25 protein-coding genes and 1 tRNA gene are annotated in these 22764 nt (G+C 42.7%); 7 read left to right on the top strand and 19 right to left on the bottom strand.

Annotated elements, in window-relative coordinates; all coding sequences use genetic code 11:
* Positions 1 to 9 precede the first annotated feature (9 nt).
* The 5 genes from ligA to thrS all read left to right on the top strand — a co-directional run bounded on the left by ligA (position 10) and on the right by thrS (position 7505).
* On the top strand, positions 10 to 1989 hold the full coding sequence (ligA, locus tag H8706_RS10365) for an NAD-dependent DNA ligase LigA (RefSeq protein WP_262432566.1): 1980 nt from the start codon (positions 10 to 12) through the stop codon (positions 1987 to 1989).
* A gap of 54 nt (positions 1990 to 2043) precedes the next feature.
* On the top strand, positions 2044 to 2328 hold the full coding sequence (gene gatC / locus H8706_RS10360; protein WP_262432565.1) for an Asp-tRNA(Asn)/Glu-tRNA(Gln) amidotransferase subunit GatC: 285 nt from the start codon (positions 2044 to 2046) through the stop codon (positions 2326 to 2328).
* Positions 2329 to 2350: 22 nt separating this feature from the next.
* On the top strand, positions 2351 to 3817 hold the full coding sequence (gene gatA / locus H8706_RS10355) for an Asp-tRNA(Asn)/Glu-tRNA(Gln) amidotransferase subunit GatA (RefSeq protein ID WP_262432564.1): 1467 nt from the start codon (positions 2351 to 2353) through the stop codon (positions 3815 to 3817).
* On the top strand, positions 3818 to 5251 hold the full coding sequence (gatB, locus tag H8706_RS10350; RefSeq protein WP_262432563.1) for an Asp-tRNA(Asn)/Glu-tRNA(Gln) amidotransferase subunit GatB: 1434 nt from the start codon (positions 3818 to 3820) through the stop codon (positions 5249 to 5251).
* Positions 5252 to 5597: 346 nt separating this feature from the next.
* A complete protein-coding gene (gene thrS / locus H8706_RS10345; protein ID WP_262432562.1) occupies positions 5598 to 7505 on the top strand; it encodes a threonine--tRNA ligase in 1908 nt (635 codons plus the stop codon).
* A 70-nt stretch (positions 7506 to 7575) separates the two neighbouring features.
* On the opposite strand, the gene hydE is transcribed toward thrS, so the two are convergent.
* The 18 genes from hydE to H8706_RS10255 all read right to left on the bottom strand — a co-directional run bounded on the left by hydE (position 7576) and on the right by H8706_RS10255 (position 19770).
* Positions 7576 to 8622, bottom strand: a complete 1047-nt coding sequence (gene hydE, locus H8706_RS10340) for a [FeFe] hydrogenase H-cluster radical SAM maturase HydE (protein ID WP_262432561.1) — start codon at positions 8620 to 8622, stop codon at positions 7576 to 7578.
* Positions 8623 to 8719: 97 nt separating this feature from the next.
* Positions 8720 to 9757: a hypothetical protein gene (locus H8706_RS10335; RefSeq protein WP_262432560.1), complete on the bottom strand. Its 1038-nt coding sequence runs from the start codon at positions 9755 to 9757 to the stop codon at positions 8720 to 8722.
* Between the two features lie 12 nt (positions 9758 to 9769).
* Positions 9770 to 9922 carry a hypothetical protein gene (locus tag H8706_RS10330; protein WP_262432559.1) on the bottom strand — a complete coding sequence of 51 codons (153 nt, stop codon included), beginning with the start codon at positions 9920 to 9922 and terminating at the stop codon, positions 9770 to 9772.
* Entirely contained in the window at positions 9915 to 10955 is a 1041-nt protein-coding gene (locus tag H8706_RS10325; protein ID WP_262432558.1) for a hypothetical protein, read from the bottom strand. The genes H8706_RS10330 and H8706_RS10325 overlap by 8 nt, the downstream gene beginning before the upstream one ends.
* A gap of 26 nt (positions 10956 to 10981) precedes the next feature.
* Positions 10982 to 11824 carry a M56 family metallopeptidase gene (locus H8706_RS10320; protein ID WP_262432557.1) on the bottom strand — a complete coding sequence of 281 codons (843 nt, stop codon included), beginning with the start codon at positions 11822 to 11824 and terminating at the stop codon, positions 10982 to 10984.
* Positions 11824 to 12192 (bottom strand): BlaI/MecI/CopY family transcriptional regulator, encoded by a 369-nt coding sequence (locus H8706_RS10315; RefSeq protein ID WP_262432556.1) that lies wholly within the window; start codon positions 12190 to 12192, stop codon positions 11824 to 11826. The genes H8706_RS10320 and H8706_RS10315 overlap by 1 nt, the downstream gene beginning before the upstream one ends.
* A gap of 68 nt (positions 12193 to 12260) precedes the next feature.
* A complete protein-coding gene (locus tag H8706_RS10310; RefSeq protein WP_262432555.1) occupies positions 12261 to 12677 on the bottom strand; it encodes a TetR/AcrR family transcriptional regulator in 417 nt (138 codons plus the stop codon).
* Positions 12678 to 13068: 391 nt separating this feature from the next.
* Positions 13069 to 13914 carry a tyrosine-type recombinase/integrase gene (locus H8706_RS10305; protein ID WP_262432554.1) on the bottom strand — a complete coding sequence of 282 codons (846 nt, stop codon included), beginning with the start codon at positions 13912 to 13914 and terminating at the stop codon, positions 13069 to 13071.
* A gap of 158 nt (positions 13915 to 14072) precedes the next feature.
* Positions 14073 to 14504: a flavodoxin gene (locus tag H8706_RS10300; protein ID WP_262432553.1), complete on the bottom strand. Its 432-nt coding sequence runs from the start codon at positions 14502 to 14504 to the stop codon at positions 14073 to 14075.
* 81 nt (positions 14505 to 14585) lie between these two features.
* Complete coding sequence (locus tag H8706_RS10295) at positions 14586 to 15140, bottom strand: DUF3793 family protein (protein WP_262432552.1); 555 nt, start codon at positions 15138 to 15140, stop codon at positions 14586 to 14588.
* 249 nt (positions 15141 to 15389) lie between these two features.
* Entirely contained in the window at positions 15390 to 16019 is a 630-nt protein-coding gene (locus H8706_RS10290) for an L-2-amino-thiazoline-4-carboxylic acid hydrolase (protein ID WP_262432551.1), read from the bottom strand.
* 126 nt (positions 16020 to 16145) lie between these two features.
* Entirely contained in the window at positions 16146 to 16766 is a 621-nt protein-coding gene (locus H8706_RS10285) for a hypothetical protein (RefSeq protein WP_262432550.1), read from the bottom strand.
* Entirely contained in the window at positions 16750 to 17112 is a 363-nt protein-coding gene (locus tag H8706_RS10280) for a hypothetical protein (RefSeq protein ID WP_262432549.1), read from the bottom strand. Before H8706_RS10280 ends, H8706_RS10285 begins: the two co-directional genes overlap by 17 nt.
* 10 nt (positions 17113 to 17122) lie before the next feature.
* The gene (locus H8706_RS10275; RefSeq protein ID WP_262432548.1) at positions 17123 to 17371 is read right to left on the bottom strand and encodes a Mor transcription activator family protein; all 249 of its coding nucleotides are present in this window, start codon (positions 17369 to 17371) and stop codon (positions 17123 to 17125) included.
* 128 nt (positions 17372 to 17499) lie between these two features.
* Positions 17500 to 17799 carry a hypothetical protein gene (locus H8706_RS10270; RefSeq protein ID WP_262432547.1) on the bottom strand — a complete coding sequence of 100 codons (300 nt, stop codon included), beginning with the start codon at positions 17797 to 17799 and terminating at the stop codon, positions 17500 to 17502.
* Positions 17800 to 17836: 37 nt separating this feature from the next.
* Positions 17837 to 18340, bottom strand: a complete 504-nt coding sequence (locus H8706_RS10265; RefSeq protein ID WP_262432546.1) for a DUF1643 domain-containing protein — start codon at positions 18338 to 18340, stop codon at positions 17837 to 17839.
* Between the two features lie 450 nt (positions 18341 to 18790).
* Positions 18791 to 18866, bottom strand: a tRNA-Trp gene (locus H8706_RS10260).
* Positions 18867 to 18969: 103 nt separating this feature from the next.
* Entirely contained in the window at positions 18970 to 19770 is an 801-nt protein-coding gene (locus tag H8706_RS10255; protein ID WP_262432545.1) for an AraC family transcriptional regulator, read from the bottom strand.
* Between the two features lie 91 nt (positions 19771 to 19861).
* Here H8706_RS10255 and H8706_RS10250 point away from each other — a divergent pair, with 91 nt between their 5' ends.
* Complete coding sequence (locus H8706_RS10250) at positions 19862 to 21853, top strand: glutaminase domain-containing protein (protein ID WP_262432544.1); 1992 nt, start codon at positions 19862 to 19864, stop codon at positions 21851 to 21853.
* 60 nt (positions 21854 to 21913) lie between these two features.
* Here H8706_RS10250 and H8706_RS10245 read toward each other — a convergent pair whose 3' ends face one another.
* Entirely contained in the window at positions 21914 to 22129 is a 216-nt protein-coding gene (locus H8706_RS10245) for a helix-turn-helix domain-containing protein (RefSeq protein ID WP_262432543.1), read from the bottom strand.
* Between the two features lie 110 nt (positions 22130 to 22239).
* Between H8706_RS10245 and H8706_RS10240 the strand changes: the two genes are divergently transcribed.
* The gene (locus H8706_RS10240) at positions 22240 to 22608 is read left to right on the top strand and encodes a DUF4352 domain-containing protein (RefSeq protein ID WP_262432542.1); all 369 of its coding nucleotides are present in this window, start codon (positions 22240 to 22242) and stop codon (positions 22606 to 22608) included.
* Positions 22609 to 22764: the final 156 nt, after the last annotated feature.

Here is a 22764-nt window from a genome sequence, read left to right as displayed (position 1 = left end):
AGCGTTATAATGAATAACGAATACGAAAAACTAAAAGAGCTTTTAAACAAATACAGCTATGAATACTACGTTTTGGACGAGCCGTCGGTGACCGATTACGAATACGATATGCTCCTTCGAAAGCTTATTAAAATGGAGGAGGAAAACCCCGCGATAATTGCGCCCGACTCACCGTCGCAAAAGGTCGGCGGAAAAATTTTAAAAGGCTTTGAAAGCGTTGTTCACGCGGTTAAAATGCAAAGCTTGCAGGACGCGTTCAGCGAAGATGAAATCCGCGATTTTGACAAACGCGTAAAGGCGGTTTGTCCCAATGCCGAATACACCGTTGAACCTAAAATCGACGGACTTTCGGTGTCGCTCGAATACGAAAATTCGCTTTTGGTGCGCGGTTCGACGCGCGGTGACGGACAGGTCGGCGAGGACGTTACAAACAACCTCAAAACCGTGAAATCAATTCCGTTGAAAACCAATATTCCCGTTGAACGTCTTGAAGTGCGCGGTGAGGTGTTCATGCCTAAAAAAAGCTTTGAAAAGCTTAATTTCGAGCGCGAGGAAAACGGCGAAACCACCTTTGCAAATCCGCGGAATGCCGCGGCAGGTTCGCTCCGCCAGCTCGATTCGTCAGCGGCGGCAAAACGAAATCTCGACATATTTGTTTTTAACGTTCAGTCGGTTACGGGAATTGAATTTAAAACGCATCTCGAGAGCCTTGAATTTTTGAAAAAAGCAGGATTTAAAGTGATTGACGACACGGAGGCGTTTTCGTCAATCGACGGCGCGCTTGAAAAAATCGCGGAAATCGGAAACACGCGCAAAGGGTATTACTACGATACCGACGGCGCGGTTATAAAGGTAAATTCTCTCTCCGACCGCGAGATTTTGGGCGAAACTGCAAAGGTTCCGCGCTGGGCGATAGCGTTTAAATATCCTGCCGAGCAAAAAGAAACAACAATAAAAAATATTTTTATAAACGTCGGAAGAACTGGCGTTCTCACCCCCACAGCGGAGTTTGAAACGGTAACTCTTGCCGGCACGCGCGTGAGCCGTGCAACGCTCCACAACCTTGATTATATACGTCAGAAAGACATAAAAATCGGCGACCGCGTGCTTATTCAAAAAGCCGGAGACATAATCCCCGAAGTGGTGAAATCGCTCACCGAAAAGCGCACGGGAGAAGAAACCGACTTTGATATGCCGAAAAACTGCCCCGTGTGCGGTGCACCCGTCCACCGCGAGGACGGCGAGGCGGCGTTCAGATGCACAAATTTTGCGTGCAGTGCACAGGCGGTGCGAAACATCATTCATTTTGTGTCGCGCAACGCTATGGACATTGAGGGAATGGGGCCGTCGGTTGTGCAAAAACTCATTGACGAGCATCTTATAGAAAACAGCGCCGACATTTATTCCATAAAAAAAGACGACCTTGTAAACATTGACAAGCTGGGCGAAAAGTCGGCGCAAAACCTTATAAACGCAATCGAAAATTCAAAGAAAAACTGCCTTTCGCGCCTTTTGTTCGGGCTTGGCATACGCCATATCGGGCAGAGCGCGGCGCGCGAAATTGCAAAGCATTTTAAAAATATCGACGCGCTTATTTCCGCGTCAGCAGAGGAAATTGCCGAGATTGACGACATCGGTATGATTATGGCAAATTCGGTGCGCGAATTTTTCGACGAGGAGCGCAACATTAAAATTATAGATGAATTTAAGGCGCAAAGCGTTAACACCGAATATATCGACGAGGGCGCAAACTTTGACAACCGATTTGAGGGCAAAACCTTTGTTGTGACGGGTACGCTCGAAACGCTCAAACGCGCCGAGGCGGAAGCGCTCATCGAAAACTACGGCGGTAAAGCGTCAAAATCGGTATCGAAAAACACCGACTACGTTTTAGCCGGCGAGAGCGCGGGCAGTAAGCTTGACAAGGCGCAAAGTCTTGGAATTACTGTGATTGACGAAACCGAATTTTTAAAAATGGTTGAAAAATAGAAAAAAATGTTGTATAATAAAAAATCAGGAAATTTTTTTAGGGGAGTTGAAAATATGAAAATTTCAAAGGACGAGGTTTTGCACGTTGCGTTTCTTTCGCGTTTAAAACTTAACGATGACGAAATCGAAAACCTCAATATGGAGGGCGTTATCGACTTTGCGAACAAGTTAAACGAGCTTGACACCGAGAATATCGCACCGACAAACCATATTCTTGACATAAAAAATGTGTTCCGCGAGGACAAGATTGAAAAATCGTTTGACCGTGACGAAATTCTTAAAAACGCACCGCAAAAACAGCGCGGCTGTGTGGTTGTACCGCAGACGGTTGAGGAATAATTACAAGAGGAAGTGACAAAAGATGAATTTGTATGAATTAAGCGTTGAAAAAGCCTCAAAAATGCTTAAAGATAAAGAAATTTCAAGCGTTGAGCTGACAAATGCCCTGCTCGACAGAATTGACGAAAAAGACAAAAGCATAGAAGGATACATCACCGTTGCAAAAGAGGACGCATTAAACAGTGCAAAGCTTGCCGACGAAAGCATCAAAAACGGCGGCATTTCGCCTCTTACGGGTGTTTGCGCGTCGGTTAAAGACAACATCTGCACCGACAAAATTCTTACCACCTGCGCGTCAAAAATGCTTTACAATTTCGTTCCGCCCTACGACGCAACGGTTGTTAAAAAGCTTAAAGCACAGGGCAGTGTTATCATAGGAAAAACAAATATGGACGAGTTTGCTATGGGTTCGTCCACCGAAACGTCCTATTTTAAAAAGACGAAAAATCCGCACGATTTAGCTAAAGTTCCCGGCGGTTCGTCGGGCGGAAGCGCGGCGGTTGTTGCGGCGGACGAGGCAATTTTTGCACTCGGCTCGGACACGGGCGGTTCAATCCGTCAGCCGTCGGCATTCTGCGGTGTTGTCGGATTAAAGCCGACATACGGACTTGTTTCGCGTTTCGGTCTTGTTGCTTTTGCGTCGTCGCTCGACCAAATCGGACCCATCACCAAAAACGTTACCGACAGCGCGGTTGTTTTAAACGCGATTGCAGGCTATGACAAAATGGACTCCACCTCTGCCGATGAGAAAACGGACGACTATACAAAATCGCTCGGCGAAAGCGTGAAAGGTCTTAAAATCGGTATTCCGAAAGAATACATCGGTGAGGGCATACAGAAAGAAGTTAAAGACGCGATTATGAACGCGGCAAAGGTTTACGAAAGTATGGGCGCTGAAATTTTTGAATTTTCACTGCCTATGACAAAATACGCGCTCCCGGCATACTACATTATGTCGTCTGCCGAGGCAAGCTCAAACCTCGCGCGTTTCGACGGCGTAAAATACGGCTATCGCGCGGAAAACTACACCGACCTTACCGATATGTATTTGAAAACCCGCTCCGAGGGCTTCGGCAGTGAGGTTAAAAGGCGCATTATGCTCGGCACATACGCATTGAGTGCGGGCTACTACGACGCTTATTACAAAAAGGCTCAGCAGGCAAGAACGCTTATCAGAAATTCGTTTGCCGAGGCGTTTGACAAATTCGACGTTATCTTAACTCCGACAACGCCCACGACAGCGTTTGAAATCGGCAAAAACATCACCGACCCGATTACGATGTACTTAAACGACATCTGCACCGTTTCGGTTAACATTGCAGGACTTCCGGCTATCAGTATTCCGTGCGGATACGACAAAACAAATATGCCGATAGGTTTACAGCTTATCGCAAAACCATTTGCCGAAAACACGCTGTTCAAAACGGCATACGCATTTGAGCAGAACACGGATTTTGCGCACAAAAGTCTTGAAAAGGAGGGAAAATAAATGAATTACGAATCGGTTATCGGTTTGGAGGTTCACGCAGAGCTTTCCACCGACACAAAAATATACTGCAGTTGTGAAAACAAGTTCGGTCTTGACGTTAACACCTCGGTTTGCCCGATATGTATGGGTATGCCCGGCACTCTCCCCAAGCTTAACAAAAAGGTTGTGGAATATGCAATTAAAGCCGGTCTTGCGCTCCGCTGCGACATCACGCACTATTCAAAACAGGACAGAAAAAATTATTTCTATCCCGACCTTCCAAAGGCTTATCAGATTTCGCAGTTCGACCTTCCTCTGTGCACAAACGGATATGTTGAGATAAACGTTGACGGCAAAAAGAAAAAAATCGGAATTACGCGTATTCACATAGAGGAGGACGCAGGAAAGCTTATCCACTCCATTATGGGCGAAGGCTCAATGGTTGACTTCAACCGCTGCGGTGTTCCGCTTATAGAAATCGTTTCCGAGCCCGATTTAAGAAGCGCGAAAGAAGCGAAAATCTACCTTGAAACGCTCAAAAACATACTTCAGTATATCGGCGTTTCGGACTGCAAAATGGAAGAAGGCTCACTCCGATGCGACATCAACGTGTCAATCCGTCCCGAGGGACAAAAGGAATTCGGCACGCGTACCGAAATGAAAAACGTAAGCACATTTTCGGGCGGAGAAAGGGCGATTGAATACGAAATTGCGCGCCAGATTTCGGTTATCGAAAACGGCGGAACAATCGACCAGGAAACGCGCAGATGGGACGACGCAAAAGGCGAAAACACGCTTTTGCGTTCAAAGGAGGAGGCACACGATTACCGCTACTTCCCCGAGCCTGATTTAATGCCTATTGTGATTGATGATGAGCAGATTGAAGAAATAAGAAAAGATTTGCCCGAGCTTCCCAACGTTAAGTTTGAAAGGTATATAAACGAATACAAGCTTTCCGAAAAAGACGCGTCAATCATAATCGAAAACAAATATATGTCGTTCTATTTTGACGACTGCATAAACTTAAACGGCGAGCCAAAAACCGTTGCAAACTGGCTTTTGGGCGACGTTTCGAGATTTTTGAAGGATAAGGAAACCGATTTTGAAAACATTCCGTTTGCGCCCGAAAAACTGATTGAGCTTATTTCGCTCACGTCCAACGGCACAATTTCAAATTCTGCGGCGAAAAAGGTTCTTTTCGAAATGTTCACATCGGATGACTCACCGAAACAGCTTGTCGAAAAACTCGGCCTTGCGCAGATAAGCGACGAAAGCGCGCTCTACGACTTGGTTAAATCGGTTCTCGACGCAAATCCGCAGTCCATTGCCGACTACAAGGCAGGACGCGACAGGGCACTCGGCTTTTTGATGGGTCAGGCAATGAAACTCTCAAAGGGCAAGGCAAATCCGCCGGTTATAAACAAAATCTTAAAAGAAATGCTGGACAAGGCATAAAATATTAACAAAAAATTAAAAATGTGTCGTAAAGATGAATAAAACACCCATTTTTGTTCATCTTACACAAAAAATAACGGTAAAAAGTTTGTATTTGGTATATAAATTCTATTGATTTTTAACAAATTTAATGATATTATATAACCATACCAAACACAACAAACTTTTTTCATTTTCCCTCCTTTTTTCATAAAGGAAATGCCGGTTTTATAATCGGCATATTTTTTTGCCCTTTTTGCCCCTTTTATAAGCCTTCTCTATTGACTTTTTTCGCCAAAAGTCATATAATAAATGTTAATAATGCCTTTCGTTCGTATAGAAGGGCGACAGAGAGGAAGTAATACAAATGGTAAAAATTACGTTAAAAGACAAAAGCGTTATGGAAATCGAAAACGGTGCGTCCGTTTATGACGCTGCAAAAAAAATCAGCGAAGGTCTTGCAAGAGCGGCGCTCGGCGCGCGCGTTGACGGCGAGGTAAAAGAACTTACATTTAAGCTTGAAAAAGACGCAGAACTTGAAATTCTCACGTTTGACGACAACGACGGCAGACACATTTTAAGGCACACCGCGTCGCACGTTATGGCACAGGCGGTTAAACGTTTGTTTCCCGAAGTTAAGCTTGCAATAGGCCCTGCAATCGACAACGGATTTTATTACGATTTTGATTATGATAAAGGCTTCACACCCGACGATTTGGCAAAAATCGAGGCGGAAATGAATAAAATCGTCAAGGAAAATTACAAGCTTGAACGCTTTGAACTTCCGAGAGAAGAAGCTATTGAATTTATGAAAGAAAAAGGCGAGCCTTACAAGGTTGAACTTATTGAAGATTTGCCCGAAGATGCGGTTATAAGCTTTTACCGCCAGGGCGATTTCACCGACCTTTGCGCCGGCCCTCACCTTTTCTCAACAGGCACAGTTAAGGCATTTAAGCTTTTGAATATCGCGGGCGCATACTGGCGCGGAAGTGAGAAAAACAAAATGCTCCAGCGCATTTACGGCACGGCATTTACCAAAAAAGCCGAAATGCAGGCGTATCTCGACGCGCTTGAGGAGGCTAAAAAGCGCGACCACAGAAAACTCGGCAGAGAACTCGGACTCTTTATGATGAACGACGCCGGTCCCGGTTTTCCGTTCTTCCTCCCCAAGGGTATGATCCTTAAAAATCAGCTTCTCGACTACTGGCACGAACTCCACGCGAAAAACGGCTATCAGGAGATTTCCACTCCGATTATGCTCAACCGTTCGCTTTGGGAAACTTCGGGTCACTGGGAGCATTACAAAGACAATATGTATACAACCGTTATCGACGAGCAGGACTTTGCCATTAAGCCGATGAACTGCCCCGGCGGTATTTTGGTATACCAGGCAGAACCGCGTTCTTACCGCGATTTACCGCTCCGCATGGGCGAACTCGGTCTTGTTCACCGTCACGAAAAATCGGGTCAGTTGCACGGACTTATGCGTGTTAGATGCTTTACACAGGACGACGCGCACATCTTTATGATGCCGAACCAGATTAAAGACGAAATCAAAGGCGTTGCAAAGCTTATCGACGAGGTTTATAACCTTTTCGGATTTAAATATCACGTTGAACTTTCCACACGTCCCGAGGACAGTATGGGCAGTGACGAGGACTGGGAGATGGCTACCGACGCGCTCCGCGGTGCGCTTGACGAACTCGGACTTCCCTATGTTGTAAACGAGGGTGACGGTGCGTTCTACGGCCCGAAAATCGACTTCCACCTTGAAGACTCAATCGGCAGAACCTGGCAGTGCGGAACAATTCAGCTCGACTTCCAGCTTCCGCTCCGATTTAACCTTGAATACACGGGTGACGACGGCGAAAAACACCGCCCGATTATGATTCACCGTGTTGCATTCGGCTCAATTGAAAGATTTATCGGTATATTGATTGAGCATTTTGCAGGTGCGTTCCCTGTTTGGCTCTCGCCCGTTCAGGTGCAGATTATCCCGATTTCGGAAAAGCACTTCGACTATGCGCTTAAACTTAAAGAAATTATGGATAACAACCATATCCGCAGTGAGGTTGACCTCCGCAACGAAAAGCTTGGCTACAAAATCAGAGAAGCACAGCTTAAAAAGACTCCGTATATGCTGGTTGTCGGCGACAAAGAGGCACAGGACGGCACAGTTTCGGTTCGTTCGCGCAAGGACGGCGATTTGGGAATAAGCAAAACAGAAGATTTTGTTGCAAAAGTTGTCGAAGAAATCAAAACAAAAGCAAGATAATTTGCGCTTACAAAATTAAATTTTCCGTAAATTTAAAAATCCTTCCGATTTTTCGGAAGGATTTTTTGTTTTATTTTTTTACATTTCCCACGTCGGTGACAATTCTGTACCCCGCGCTTTCAACTCTGCGTTTTAAACACTCTATGCACTGCGCCGCCTCGTCACCCGTGCAGATTTTGTTGTCATAAAGCGTGTAAAGCTTTCGTACGCTTGTGGGCGATAAGTTCGGCATAACAACATTTGCGCCTGCCTTAAGCCCCATTTCGCGCCCCTGAGGGTGAATTGTGCCCAGCGCGGTTGTGGACGGCAAAAGAACATACGGAAACATCAAGCGCAAAATTGCAACCAGTCTTAATGTAAGACAAAGCGAACCGCTCTCAAAATTTTTAAACGGCGTGTCCTTGTGCGTGATATACGGTCCTATTCCAATCATATCGGGCTTTAAATCCTGCAAAAAGCGCAAATCCTCAATAAGAGTTTCATACGTCTGATACGGCGAGCCGACCATAAATCCCGAGCCTGTCTGATAGCCGATTTTTTTAAGATTATAAAGGCACTGTTTTCGGTTTTCAAGGCTCATACTTTCGGGGTGAAGCTTGCTGTAATGCTCATTGTTTGCCGTTTCGTGACGCAAAAGATAGCGGTCCGCACCGGCATCGTAATATTTTTTATAGCTGTCAAAGCTTTTTTCGCCGAGCGAAAGAGTAACCGCACAGTCGGGATATTCTTTTTTTATGCCCGACACTATATCGCAGATAACCTCGTCGGTGAAAAACATATCCTCACCGCCCTGGAGAACAAACGTGCGGAAACCGAGCCTGTAACCCTCTTTTGCGCACGACAAAATATCGTCCTTTGTAAGACGGTAGCGCTCCGCATTGCCGTTTCCTGCGCGTATTCCGCAGTAATAGCAGTTGTTTTTGCAGTAGTTTGAAATTTCGATAAGTCCGCGGATATACACCTCGTCGCCGTAATGCTCACGGCGCACCTTATCCGCGCACTCAAACAGATACCCGTCAAACTCGCCGGTCTGCAAAAGCGCCTTAAATTCGCCGTCGGTTAAATTTTTATTTTTAACAAGCGCGTCAACCGCCGCTTTAGATATTTCTGTATTCAATCCGTCCACTTCCTTTGCATTAAATTATACTAAAAAACTATGCATTAGTCAAGCGGACATTAAAAAAGAGCAGTCTTCAGACGACTGCCCTTTTGTTTTATTTGCCGTAGGTGTTGGTTATAAGCGGTCTTATTTTTTCCATTCCATCATAGGTTTTGGGGGAATTTGGCACGCGGATAATATCCGCCGACGTGACATACGCTTTCACACTGTCTGCCGTGTAGTATTGGTCGGTATAATCATAAATCTGGTCAAATACCGACGTTTCAATTCCCTCTCCGCGCAAATTGTAAACCATATGCAGACTCTCGGCAAGGTCTTTGTAACCGCGCATACTGCTCCAAATGTTTACGTCGCCTGCGTCAAAGCGCGCCTCTATGTTCTCCTTTATCTGCTTTTCAACGGGAATTACTATGAGCGCTTTCCCGTTTTCGTCTACAATAATCCTTTTCACGATTTTTGCCGTTCCGTCCGCGTTTACGGGATTATATGCGTCCTGCTCGTATACCGTGCCGATATAAACCTCCTCGCCGTCGGAATAATATGCCTTCGGGTCGTCTGTGCGGATTACGTTAAACTGAAAATCGGGAATATGACCCGCCTGGATGAGTATTTCAAAAAGATAAATCGGCACATATGTTAAATCGTTATATAAAATCGGCACTCCTTGGATTACAACATTTCCGTAATTCGGCGCAAGATATGCAATATCCTTGCCGATTTCAAGCCCCAATTCCGTCGGCGCATCACTGCTTTCGCCGGTGGCTGTGCCGATGTGCTGTTTCATTCCGGCTGGGAGAGAAACTTCAATCTGCCCGTTGTCGTATGCTATATCGGTAATACCGAAAATATTGAGCGTTTCGCGCAAAGGAAGATAATACAAATCCTTGTAAACAAACGGCTCGTTTTTGAAATTGACAAACTTTTCACCGTCGTAAACCTGATAGCGTACGCTCTGCATATCCGCCGCGGCGGCAAGGCACGCGCCGAAAGCGAATACCGATATTATCACCGCAAGCGTGATATACGACGCAACGCGCGCTCTTTTGCTGACGTTTGTGCGGATTTTGTTAAAACGGTGCTTTAACATTTTTCCGTTTTCGCTCATTTTTGTTGTATAAAATTTTTCAAACATTGTTAAAACCTCCTATCCTATTCTGTATCCTCTTTCAACAAGCAAATCCAAAACCTTTATAAATTTTTCGTTTGTTTCAAAATAAACCTTTTCCGCATTTGGGATTTCTTTTGCGGATATGATTTTTTCGGAATTGTTTATCCACATCTCAAAAATTTTACTCACTTTTTGCACTCCTCGGGCGCAAATCAATGCGGTCAAATTCTTTCAGTCCGTTTTCCGCGTTTGGGTCAAACGTGTTCAAAGTAACTGTATTCTCGTCGGCAAACGCGATGTAAATATCTTTATTAAAATCGGGATATGACGCCTCATAAAATATTGAACCGTCCTTTTTAAGGATAACGGTAATCGCATTGTCCTTTGTTTGGACAACAAGATATTTTTTGCTTTCTATACGGGCTATAATCTCCCTGCCGAGGTTTAACGCGGTATTGTTCGCCTTGCTTTGTACAGGTTCGTTTTCATTTATTGTCACCGTCATATTTTCTTCGTCAAGCGTGAGCCTGCCATCGTAATATGTATCGTTTGCAATGTCGTCCCAGCCTATCATACTTGCCTCTTTATAGCTTATTTCATCGGGCACAAGATACATAGCAATCGCGCGGACCGAAACATAAGCCTTGCCGTCACTCACCACAACGGGCGGTGTCCACATACCATTAAAAATACAGCTTCCGACCTGGCAATAATATTTTTTGCCCTTGGGCGATACAATTTCTATAATCGGCATATTTGTGTTTGCGGAAGTCGTCGCACCGTACATCTGCTCGGAAATTTTGTCAACCGCGTAACGCTCCTCGCCGTCCCACCCATACTGCGGAAACGCTTTGTTTCCTTTCATAAAGTCGGGAACGGTGCTTTTGTCAACGTCATAATTCACTGTGCAGTTAAGATATTCAAAAACCTTTCTCAAAGGCAGATAATACTTGTCGCTGTTCGGATATTTTTCACATTCGAAATGCCTTATGTCAACGGTGTGGCGCTCGCCGTTTATAATTAAAGTTCCGTTTCCGATTTCCGCATTTTCCGCCGCGGCGGCAAGGCACGCACCGAAAGCAAATACCGATATTATCACTGCAAGCGTGATATACGATGCAAAGCGCGCTCTTTTGCTGACGTTTGTGCGGATTTTGTTAAAACGGTGCTTTAACATTTTTCCGTTCTCGCTCATTTTTGTTGTATAAAATTTTTCAAACATTGTTAAAACCTCCTTTTTAATGATTTTTATGATTTCTTTTTCTGTGCCAAATCCAAAATCGTTTTCATATAAAGGTTTTTCATATCGCCGTCCATATTTTTAACCACCGCGGTATCACACGCCGTTTCGCACGACTCTGCGATGTTTGTGCTCAAAACATACGCAAACGGGTTGAACCAATGCAGAGCATTTACGGCAAAGCTTATGTATTTATACAGCAAATCGCGCTTTTTAAAGTGCATAAGCTCGTGGCGGAACACCATTTTTTCGCTCTCTTTGTCAAGTGGAACGCTCGGAAGATAAATCACGGGGAACACCATTCCCACAAGCATAGGCGACGTGTCGGCGCGCGATATTCTCACGCATATTTTGCGTTTTATTTTAAGTTCATCTTTCACCTCGTCAAACGTGCGGTTTTCCTCCAAATTTATACTGTTTTTTCGGTGCTTTGCAAGAAAAACACAGTAATTTGCAGCTCCGAGAATAAAAAACACAATCACGCCGATAAGCCATAAATACGAAAACAAATCAAAAATATTTATTCTTATTTTAGGCTTTGTCACGGGATTTTCGGCGGGTTTAACGCCGTTTTCACCGCCGTTGTTTATTTTCGTGTCAACAATATTTGCGTCCGTGCGGTTTGTGCTCTGACGCGTTGTCACAATCTGCGGTGCGTATTTTTGCACGTTTCTTTCGGGAATGAATTTCCACGCAGGCACGAGCATACAAACGATAACCGCAAGCCAGATGTATTTTTGCCAGCGCGCCGAAAATTTTTTGGACGTATACGGCTTTAAAATCATAAGCAAAAGCGTTAACACCGCGCCCTCGGCGCTTAAAACAAGCACTGTTTTAAAGATTTCGCGCATCATTTTTCACCGTCGAGCATTGCCCTTAATTGCTCGATATCCTCCTTTGAAAGTTCGTCGTTTTCGTAAAGCGACGCCACCATATTTTTCACCGAACCGCCGAACATCTTTGATATAAACGACTTTGTTTCGCTGACGCTGTAATCGTTTTCGCAGAGCACTGCGCGGTAATAATGAAACTTTCCTTTAGCGTCGTATGTGATGACTTTTTTCTCGCAAAGGCGCGAAATAAGCGTTGCAACGGTGTTTTTCGACCAGCCTGTAAACTCAAGCTCTTTATAAATTCCTCCCGTCGTCATACTTTTTTCCGCTTTCCATAAAACCTTCATAACTTCATATTCCGATTCTGTAATTGTTTGCCTCGGCATTTTTATAACCTCCAATTTATAAACTACGACTGTCGTTGATTTTATTATATAACTACATTTGTAGTTTGTCAACACTTTTTTGCAAAAAAATAAAATCCCGATTTTTTTATCGGGATTTTAAAATCTTTGCTACATTTTCGGTTTTCTCGGCACACGGGACTTACCGCCATTTGATAGATAAAACGCAGTTCGTTTTTGTATCGGCTTATTTCGTCAGGACAGCCCGAAAAGAACGCGCGCAGGTCGTTCATATTCGCAAAAACATAATCGAATATTTCGTCGGTGACTTTTTTCAAGCCGTATTCCGCGCTTTCGCAGATGATGTTTGTTTTGTCACCGAACCAGTAGTAGAGCGTGCCCTGGACCAGCCCCGTGCCTTTGCTTAATTCGCGTATTGTCACGTTTTCAAGTCCGCGGTTGACGAAAAACGAAAATATCCTTTCCAAAATGTCTTTTTCGTCCACCTGATAAGCGGCAGTCCTCATTTTAACCACCCCCCGTTTTGCCTTCTGAGCGTACGTTTTATTTTTCTGCAAAAAAAATTGCCCGTAACATAATCAGTATTATGTTGCGGACAAAACGGTTTTTTCTTTGCCGAATGTGTTTTTTGAAAAGTTTTTATTTAAAATAATGAAAAATTGTCGAAAAATGCGGAAAATTGATTGCAAAAATCAAGACCAATGTCAAAATTAAAATAGCATTGGTCTTAATGCCGTGTCTGTTTTTGTGAAAAATGATGAAAATTGATATTTTTTGTTTAAAAGTACCGACAATATATTGACATCAGCAAAGTTCAATGCTATAATCGAACTGTATCTTATATGTACTTTAAAATTTTAAATCACATAATACTGATTATGTGGTTTTTTTCTTTTTTCAGCACCGCAAAAGTCCGAGATGCTGTATTTGCCTGCGGTGGATTTCTCCCGTTTCCATTGTGTAAATTCTTGTTGTGTTTATGCTTGAATGTCCCAGAATGTCCGCAAGACGGACTATATCCTTTTGCAGTGAATAAAACGTCCGCGCGAAAAGATGACGGAAATTGTGCGGAAAAACTTTCGATTTGTCTACGTTTGCGCTTTCGCACAAAAGTTTGAGCATTTTCCAGATATTGCACCGATTGAGCGGATTTCCGTTTTTGGAAACAAACACCGAACCGCTTTTTATCCCCTGCGATTTGACATACGATTTAAGCATAACACATAGCTTTTTCGGCAGAAATACCTGCCTGATTTTGCCCTTGCAGTTTATAACCGCCTCGCCGTTTTTAACCGCGTCAACCGTCACATACCGTATTTCCGACACGCGGAGTCCCGTGCTCGCGATTGTCTGCATTAAATAATACAAACGCTCGTTTTTCTTATCCTTTGCCGCCGTGAGAAGTTTTTCGTATTCGCTTTTTTCAAGCTCGCGTTTTTTGTCGGCAAAAATCTGCTTTTGAATTTTCAGCGTTTTTATCTTTAATTCATACCACTCGGCGAACATAAAAAATGCGTTGAGCGACGAAATAACGGAATTTACGCTCCTCGGCGCGTATCTTTGGCACAATGTATGCTTGTATTCCAAAACATCGCTTTTATGCAGTTTTTTATTGCCGACGTTTTCCGCAAAAAAACGAACGTCGCGCAGATATTTTTCGATTGTGTTTTCGCTTTTCTCCTCCTCGTAAAGATACGCTCTGAATTTTTCTGCAAGTGCTTTTGTAACAACTCTTTCATTCATAATTTTCACAACCTTTCAAGTATATATTTTATCATATACCCGAAAATATACTTGTCTGTCAAAAGGTGTTTTAAAAATTAACGTAAAACGGCGGTACAGCTTACTTACACTTTAAACCGTACCGCCGTTTTTAATTTATTTGATTTCTTTGTGTTTTATTATGCTTCCGCGGCTTTTTTGCCGAGCTCTTTGCACTGTTCAAGTCCTGCGTCGTCGGGTGTTTCGTTGATAATCAATCCCTCGCCGCCGACAAGTTTGGCGCCTGCGCCGGTAACGCGTTCCTCCCAGTTTCTCATCCATTCGCCGTCGCCCCAGCCGTAAGAGCCGAAAAGCGCAACGTTTTTGCCCGAAATTTTTCCTTCAAGCGCAGTGAAAAACGGTTCAAATTCATCTTCCTCCAAAACCTCGGAACCCATTGCGGGACAACCTAAAATAAGCGTATCATAGCTTGAGGCGTCATCTGCCGAGATTTCCGAAACCGAAAAATACGCCGTATCGGGATTAACCGATTTTGCGCCCTCCGCAACCGCCTGCGCCATTGTCTCCGTATTGCCTGTACCGCTCCAATAAATAACTGCCGTTTTACTCATTTTGTAAAACCTCCCCTTTAATAAATTTATGCAAATTACCGAATTTTTCCGATAACCTTACAATCTTAAAATTCAATATATTTACGCCGCGCAAAAAATCTGTGCAAGTGTTCTGCCTCTTTGCGTAACGCGGCGAAAAAGTGCTTTTCGGCATGCCTTAAACCTCGAAAATGTCTTTTTCGCCTCCTCGGCATTGTGATAAACCTTCCACTCGCCCACCAGCTTACAGCCCTCGTTGCGGTGGTTTATAAAGCAATATATATCACGCAGAGGATATCCCAGAAAAACGCCGATTTCGTGCGGAAAACTGTCGCCGTCAAGACGCGATTTCAGCGTATTTACATAATCGTCGAAATTTCCGTCTTTTGCATAGCCGTAATGCGAAAGAAACGCGCGATTTGCGCTTTGGTGCAAATGCTTATCCAGCACGCTTTTGCGGTAAGCAATCACGAGCGCGTGTTTTTCACATTCGCACAGAATATCTATGTAAATGCCCTTGCAGTTCAGCTCGCCGTTAAGTTTTTCAAGCTCGCCGTGCAAATCGGGATACTTTGATTTTTGACAGGCTGCGATGTTTGCAGGCTTTATTCCGGCAAATGCCGGCGCGCAGTGATACGCAAGCAATGCTTCAAGCATAGTGTACTCCTTTCACAAAGTTAGTTTTAACTAACCCACTTTCAAAAAATATAAGCGTTTATCTTCACCGCCTATAAATATTAAGTTAGTGTTTACTAACCCTGTTAGAATAATACCACACGTTTTTTAATTTGTCAATAGTTTTGATAAATTTTTATTAAAAGCAGACGTCTGCCGAAAATCCGTTTCCGGCAAACGTCCGTTTTAATGCATTGTATGCAAGGCATACGGGGTACAACTCTCTGATGACTACTGAAAATTATCCTTATCTCCTATAAACCAGTAATCGCATATGTCCGCGCCGTCCGCAATGGTACCGTTACGTTTAAGTTTTCCGTGCCTGATAGCCGCCATCGTGTGATCGGTTTGGCAAAGCGGCGGCATAATTTCGGGAAAGCCGAGCTTTTTGCAGGTCGCGGCAATGGGACACGATGTGAAATGATACGAAAAACCATTCGGTACATCATCAACATACATTTTCCAGGACGACGGATATTTTTTTAGGTTTTCCGACTGCCAGTCTATGTACTTTCCCAATATTTTCTTATATTTTTCAACGTGCGATTTTTTGTTCATATCGGTGGTGCTGAAAAGAAAACCGACCTTGTGCAGAACGTCGCCCATCACATCGCCCATCTGTTCAGGCGTCAGCGCCTTGTCACAGCCGAGCCACGCGGCAACAAATGCATAGGCAAAATATGCATTGTGCGCAAGAGGATTATGATTTCCCAAATCGTTCGCTTTTTCGAGAATATACCTGTATTTTTCCTTGCCGTTTTTTATCGCCTTATCGGCAATGTCTCTCCCGAAACGCTTTTTGATACTGCCTTTCATCAAAGGCGCCAGAACATTCCAGTAAAACCCGATATACTTCATCATAGTTACCCCTCCGATTTCCGTTAACAGTATTAAGTTAGTTAAGTTTAACTTCACTATGATTGTAGCACATTGTTTTGTAAAAATCAATGGTATTGCAAAGAAATTTTGCACAAAAGTGTGTGTTTCTTAAGGTGCGACGGATATTCTCAAGGTCTTGCCGAACCCGTCATATGCCATAATAAGCATAGCACCGTTGTTTGTGTCACGCATTGTCAAAAGCAGCGAAACACCGTAATTTTCAGCTCCGTCATATGTTAATCCGTCATTTTGCAAAGCCGCAATATACGAATAAATGTATTCTTCCGGCACATATCCGTAGTTGTAAATAGTGCTTCCCGTGTCGGTAGACGACTTATCCGAATACGATATTCCCGTTATATTTGTAAATGTTCGGAATCTCGTATTTTCGTAGCAGCCGCTTATCGAATACGAGCTTTTCTGCTCCTGTTTCGGTTGTGCGGTGTGTTGTGCAGACTGCGCTTTCGCCGCTGCTTTTGCCTCAGCTAAACTTTCATACCGGCCGGCTTTTTTCTGTGCCTCTGCCTCGGTATTCTCAACCGATAATGTTCTGCCGTCGGGCGCATACATAGTTACGGATGTGACTTTTGTTTCGTACCAACCGACTCTTTTATATTCGTTAACCTCTGATATCGGCACGCTGACCGAACGTCCGTCCAAGGAATACATTGTAACTTCCGAATTTACAAACCAGCCTACCTTTTTGTAATCTTCAACTTCGCTTTCCAAAACACTTATCGTTCTTCCGTCCGAAGCATGCATACATTGTCACAGGTTTTGCAAGCGTCCATCCAAGGTTTTTATAGGTATCGACAAGAAAATACACGGTTTTCATTGTTCTTCCGTCTGCTGAATACAACGTTACCAAATCCTCGGCAGGAATTTCGTCCTCGGGAATAAATCCTTCTTCTCGGCATTCGCTCTTGTAGGCTTCAAGCCCCTTTTCTGACCAGCCCTCGTCGTCCAGATACAATTCTTCTTTTGTGGTGTAGTTATACAAATTTAACGCAAAAACACTGTTTGCCGATAACAAAATACAAACAGCCAACATCACCGATGTTATACTCTTCCTCATAATTTCCTCCTCATAAATCTTTAATCATTCGTCTTACGGTTTTCTCACTGTAGCCGTATTTTTTTGCTAACTGCTTAACATTAGTTCCGTCATATTCTATCGGAATTTGCTTTTTGACATATTCAGGGTTAAAAAGACGGGTCGGAAATGAAATCTGCATAACCTTATAAATCTGATACATCTTAATTGCAACATCAAAACCAAATTCTTCCGAAATTTCCTCATAAACGGAATTCGGCATTGGAAATTCGAACAACATAGTGTTCAAATTTCCAATGCCTAAACAGCTTTTTTGCTTGTTCACCTCCCACGTTTACCACCTCTTGGTAATATTTTACCAAATCCGATTTCAGAAGTAAAATCCCGTTGTCCTTGTGTTTGTCCGTATTATTCCTGTTTTTTATATATGATGATATTCCGCTCTGTGCCTGATATATAGAGCTTTTTCACATAGGGACAAATGGCTTGTAAAAATTCAGTCACCTCAAAATCAATTTGAAAATTCTCAATATTAAGCCGTTCTCCCTTATTGCATACAACAACAAAACCGCCCATATCAACATCAATATTTCTGTCTTTGCCATAGCTGTCATCCAAGATTTTTATATCTTCAGATATAGCGGTTTGAATGTTAATCGGCAGATGTTTAATCTTAAATAATTCCTTTTCCGTTCCTAATTTAATCATAAATAACCTCCATTAAAAAAACTGCAGAGCTTAAACTCTACAGCGATAATAAATCTTTAGTGTTGAATTTCGTTAAATGCCAAGTATCGACCTTTGGACAAAGCGGATGATAAAATCCGTTTCCGTCACTGTCGGAAATGCAAAAGAGCTTTTCCCTCACATTCTCAATAATCGGCAAAATCAGACTTTGAGCCGTTTGAAATGCTTTGTAATTCTTCTTGCCTACACCCACGGTATAAACAACCGTATCGGCAACAGTAACTGCGTTTTTAATAGTGTTGATGTTGGTATCGTTCATTTCCATATCAGGAGATGAAAACAAATTGACAATATCAACCCCTCCGTAATCCATAGATGAAAGATTTTTAACACACTGGCTTGTGCTTTTGTCAAAGTAAATTCCGTCACCCTTTCCGAAACGAAGCATAATAACACAAGCCTTTTTCTTGTTTTTGTCCCACTCAACGGATAATTTCAGCTTGCTTTCTCCGTCATTGTCAAAAAGCAGCTCCGTTCTTATTGTGTTCTTTTCTTTAGTCATAATAAATACCTCCAAAATTATTCTCCATATTATATATGGGTATATCATTAAAATAATATATATCTGAACTTAGGATATGTTCGTGCCGTCGTCGCCGACGGCGAAAGAGGTATAAAGAGATGAAAATAAATGCAAAACCTAAGATAAAAATAAACAGAAAAAGACCTAAAAAAATAATGAATAATGCTCATAAAACAGTGATGTCTGCATACTAAAAAAACGGCAACCGATAGGGTTAGCCGCATTATAGACAAAAAAGTCGAACCATAGAGATATTTGTGCCGCAGGCACACTCGCAAAAGGTTGGTAATGAGCCAAAGGCGTTATGAGGGCGCTTGCAACCGAATAGCCGACGCGAATGTGACCTTTTGCGAAAGAGGAGGAACAGTGGAACGGGTGACTGATTTTTTATGAAATAAAAAATCGGAACAAGTGAAACTTGTTCCGACGTGGCAGGGGTAGTAAGACTTGAACTCACGGCACGCGGTTTTGGAGACCGCTGCTCTACCAACTGAGCTATACCCCTTTATCACAATACCTTGATATTATACCTTAAAAATAAGCGCTTGTCAAGTGTTTTCGATGATTAAATTAAAATTTTCCGCGCTTTTTGCCAAACTTCAAAAAACTCACTTCTTTCGGTACTCGCTCGGTGACGCTCCGTAACGTATGCCGAACTGTCCCGAAAAATATCCCGTATCGCAAAAACCAAGCTTTTCGGATATTTCCGAAACCGAATACGCGGTGTTTTTAAGGAGCGACCCGGCAATTTCAAAACGTCTGCGGAGCATATACTCATACGGCGCAATACCGAATTCCGCCTTAAATTCGCGTATTATATGGTTTTTTGAATACGACATTTTCTGTGCAATATCATCAAGCTTTTGCGAATAATCGGTCATATCGTCAATGTAATTTTTCACCTTATACGCAACCGAACCGCGTGCTGACGTTTTATCCTTGCAATATTCGCAAAGCCTTTGCGCAAGGCGCAGAAACACAACCGACGACTGTTCGCACACCGCCTTTGCACCGATACACGACCGCGAAATATCGTAAAATTCATAAAAATAACTTTTTAATTCGGGCGCATGAAAATAAATCTCTTTTTCAAGATTGTAACACTCGGTAATTTTCGAGGCAAGACGTCCCGAAAAATTCAGCCAGATTTTCGTCCACGGCTCGTCAGCGTCCGAATAGTACAAATGATTTTCACCGCATTTTAAAAAATAAATATCTCCCTCGCGCGGATTAAAAATTCTGCCGTTGTCATTCACCGTGCCGGTGCCCGAAATTATGTATTCTATAACATTCAGCTCTGAATTTTGGCGCTCAATTCTGTAACTGTAATCGCAGTATGAAATTCCGCACATCAGAACCCGAAAAGGCATATCCTTATTCTCGGCAAACGAAACTATATCCTCTCTCATATCAACATTCCTCATATTTATATCAATTTTATAGCTTGTTAAGCAAATTATACAATGATATAATTAAATTGTCAAGATAGGAGGTTTTTATATGAAATTATCAACGCAGAAGTTTCCGGCATATCCGCTCATAACCTGCGACCCGTATTTTAACGTGTGGTCGATGTGCGGCACCCTAAACGGCGATTTTACGCGCCACTGGACGGGCAGTCAGCACTCGATGACCGGCATAATCACGGTTGACGGCACACCGAAAGTTTTTATGGGCAGAATGTGCCACAATCCCAATAAAAACATATTCGGCCCGAAAAATATCGAGCAGAAAAACGTGCGTGTGACACCGCTCAAAACCGTATACACCTTTGCGGACGAAAAAATCGAGCTTGAGGTTTGCTTTTTCACTCCGCTTATTTTGGACGATTTAGACCTTTTGAGCCGTCCCGTTTCGTACGTTTCCTACAGCGTAAAACCGACCGACGGAAAAAATCACAAATGCGCATTTTATTTTGATGTTTCCGCACTTTTGGCGGTGAACACTCCCGACGAAACGGTTTATTTCGGGCGCAGTGACATTTCGGCATACATAACTAATTGCAGCGGAAAAATGCTCAAAGAAAGCGGTGACGATTTGCGTATAAGCTGGGGACATCTCCATCTCGCCGCGCGAAACGGCAAAATCGGCGCTGCCGACGACGGTGTAAAAACACGTGCTTACAGAGGCGAAAACACAGGCGAAACGTCGCTTTTCGGCAAAAAAGTCAAGGCAGGCGAAAGCGAAAATGCTGTGTATCCCGTTCTATATTATTTCAATGAATTTGACGTTGACGCTTACGGTACAAACGATTTTTTGTGTATCGGCTATGACGATATTCATTCGCTTGAATATTTCGGAAAAACCGTTGACGCATATTACAAAAAGGACGGAAAAAGCTTTTTTGACGCACTTTGCGACGCACTCAAAAACTATGAAATTATCGCCGAAAAGGTTAAAAATTTTGACAATAAATTATTATCGGACGCACGAAAAATTTCAGACGGTTACGCAAAAATTGTGTCAATCGCATACCGTCAGGCGATTGCCTCGCATAAGCTTGTTTGCGACGGCGAAAAGGGGCTTTTTGTGTCAAAAGAATGCTTTTCAAACGGTTGCGCCGCCACCGTTGACGTAACCTATCCGTCAATTCCGCTTTTTCTTATTTATCAGCCGAAACTCGTTGAATATATGCTCGAACCCATTTTTGATTTTGCGTCAAGCAAGGCTTGGAAATTTGAATTTGCACCGCACGATGCCGGTCAGTATCCGTTGCTCAACGGTCAGGTTTACGGAATTTCGGCGGGCGAACTTATGTATAGCGCGCAGATGCCGATTGAAGAATGCGGAAATATGATTTTGTGCGTTGCGGCGGTTTGCAAAAAAGCAAAAAACGCCGATTATGCAGTTAAGCATTTTGACATTCTGCAAAAATGGACAGATTATCTCGTAAAATTCGGCTTTGACCCCGAAAATCAGCTTTGCACCGACGATTTTGCAGGTCACCTGGCGCACAACTGCAACCTTTCTGTTAAGGCAATTATGGGAATTGCATCGTGGGGTATGTTGCTTGATATGATGGGCAAGGTACAGGACGGCGCAAAATATACAAATATTGCAAAGGATTTGGCGAAAAAGTGGAAAGAACGCGCAAAAGACGGCAATCATTACAAGCTCGCGTTTGACCAAAACGGAAGCTGGAGCATAAAATATAATCTTGTATGGGATAAACTTTTTGGTTTGAATATTTTTGATGAAGATATTTTTGAAGATGAAATAAAATACTACAAAACCAAGATAAATAAGTACGGACTTCCGCTTGACAGCAGGAGCGACTACACCAAAAGCGACTGGCAGCTGTGGTCAACTGTGCTTTCGGACGACGCGGAATACACCGATAAAATTGTGATGGCAATGCTTGATATGCTCAACGACACAAACGATCGCGTGCCGTTTACGGACTGGTATTATTCAAGCACAGCAATTATGCGCGGTTTTCAAAACCGAACCGTTCAGGGCGGACTTTTTATAAAACTTTTAAAATTTGAATAGAAACTCTTAAAAATCCGCAGCGGACAAATACCTCGTTTGCTGCGGATTTGTCTATAAATCTTATTGCTCCAAAAGTTCGGCGTAACTGCAATTTAACACCTTTGAAAGCGCAATAATCTCGATGTCGGTTACAAATCTCTTTCCGCACTCAATACGCTGAATTGCATTTTTATCAACATCAAGCCCCGTAAGCTGAAGTCTGTCAGCAATTTCGCGCTGGGATATTTTTAATTTTTTTCGGAAATTTGCGACATTTTTACCGCAAATATTGTTCAATCAGTCATCAGTTTTGTTAATAAACATAAATTCACCTCACTTTTTGACATTTAGTGCTTGTCAATATAAAAATTATATGTTATAATAAGCAAAAATATGACATTTACTAAATGTCAAAAGATGTTCATACGAATAAAAATGTCGGCGGACAATATTTTTCAAAACAAGCATCAGACGGAGGTATATTTGTTTGCGTTGATTTTGAATATAAAAACATCTCGGAAGAACCGGTGTCTTCGTTTTCCTGCCCTGATATAAAGCTGAAAAATTCTGACGGCATAACGTTTAACTCGGATATTGATGCATCGAGTTATTATGCAGCTGAAACTGATCCAAACCGAAAAATTTTGAGCAATCTAAATCCAGGAATAAGCGTAACAAACTCAAAAGTTTTTGAAATTTCAGAAACTGATTACGAAAGCGGAAACTTTGCTGTAATTGTAAATGCAGATAAAAAATTTACCGTGAAAATAAAATAATAAGTATCAATACAGAATTTTCTTTATACAACAAAAAGGGTATTTCCCCGATTTTGTGTAAACTCCAAAATGATAATATAATTTAAGTGTTTTTCGAAGGATGAAATCCATATTTCGGGATTTCATCCTTCAGCTCATATATAGCATAAAAGCACA

The organism is Qingrenia yutianensis, assembly GCF_014385105.1.
Classification (GTDB): domain Bacteria; phylum Bacillota; class Clostridia; order UMGS1810; family UMGS1810; genus Qingrenia; species Qingrenia yutianensis.
The sequence above is the reverse complement of the archived record's forward strand: the minus strand, read 5'-3'. Positions and strand labels throughout refer to the sequence as shown.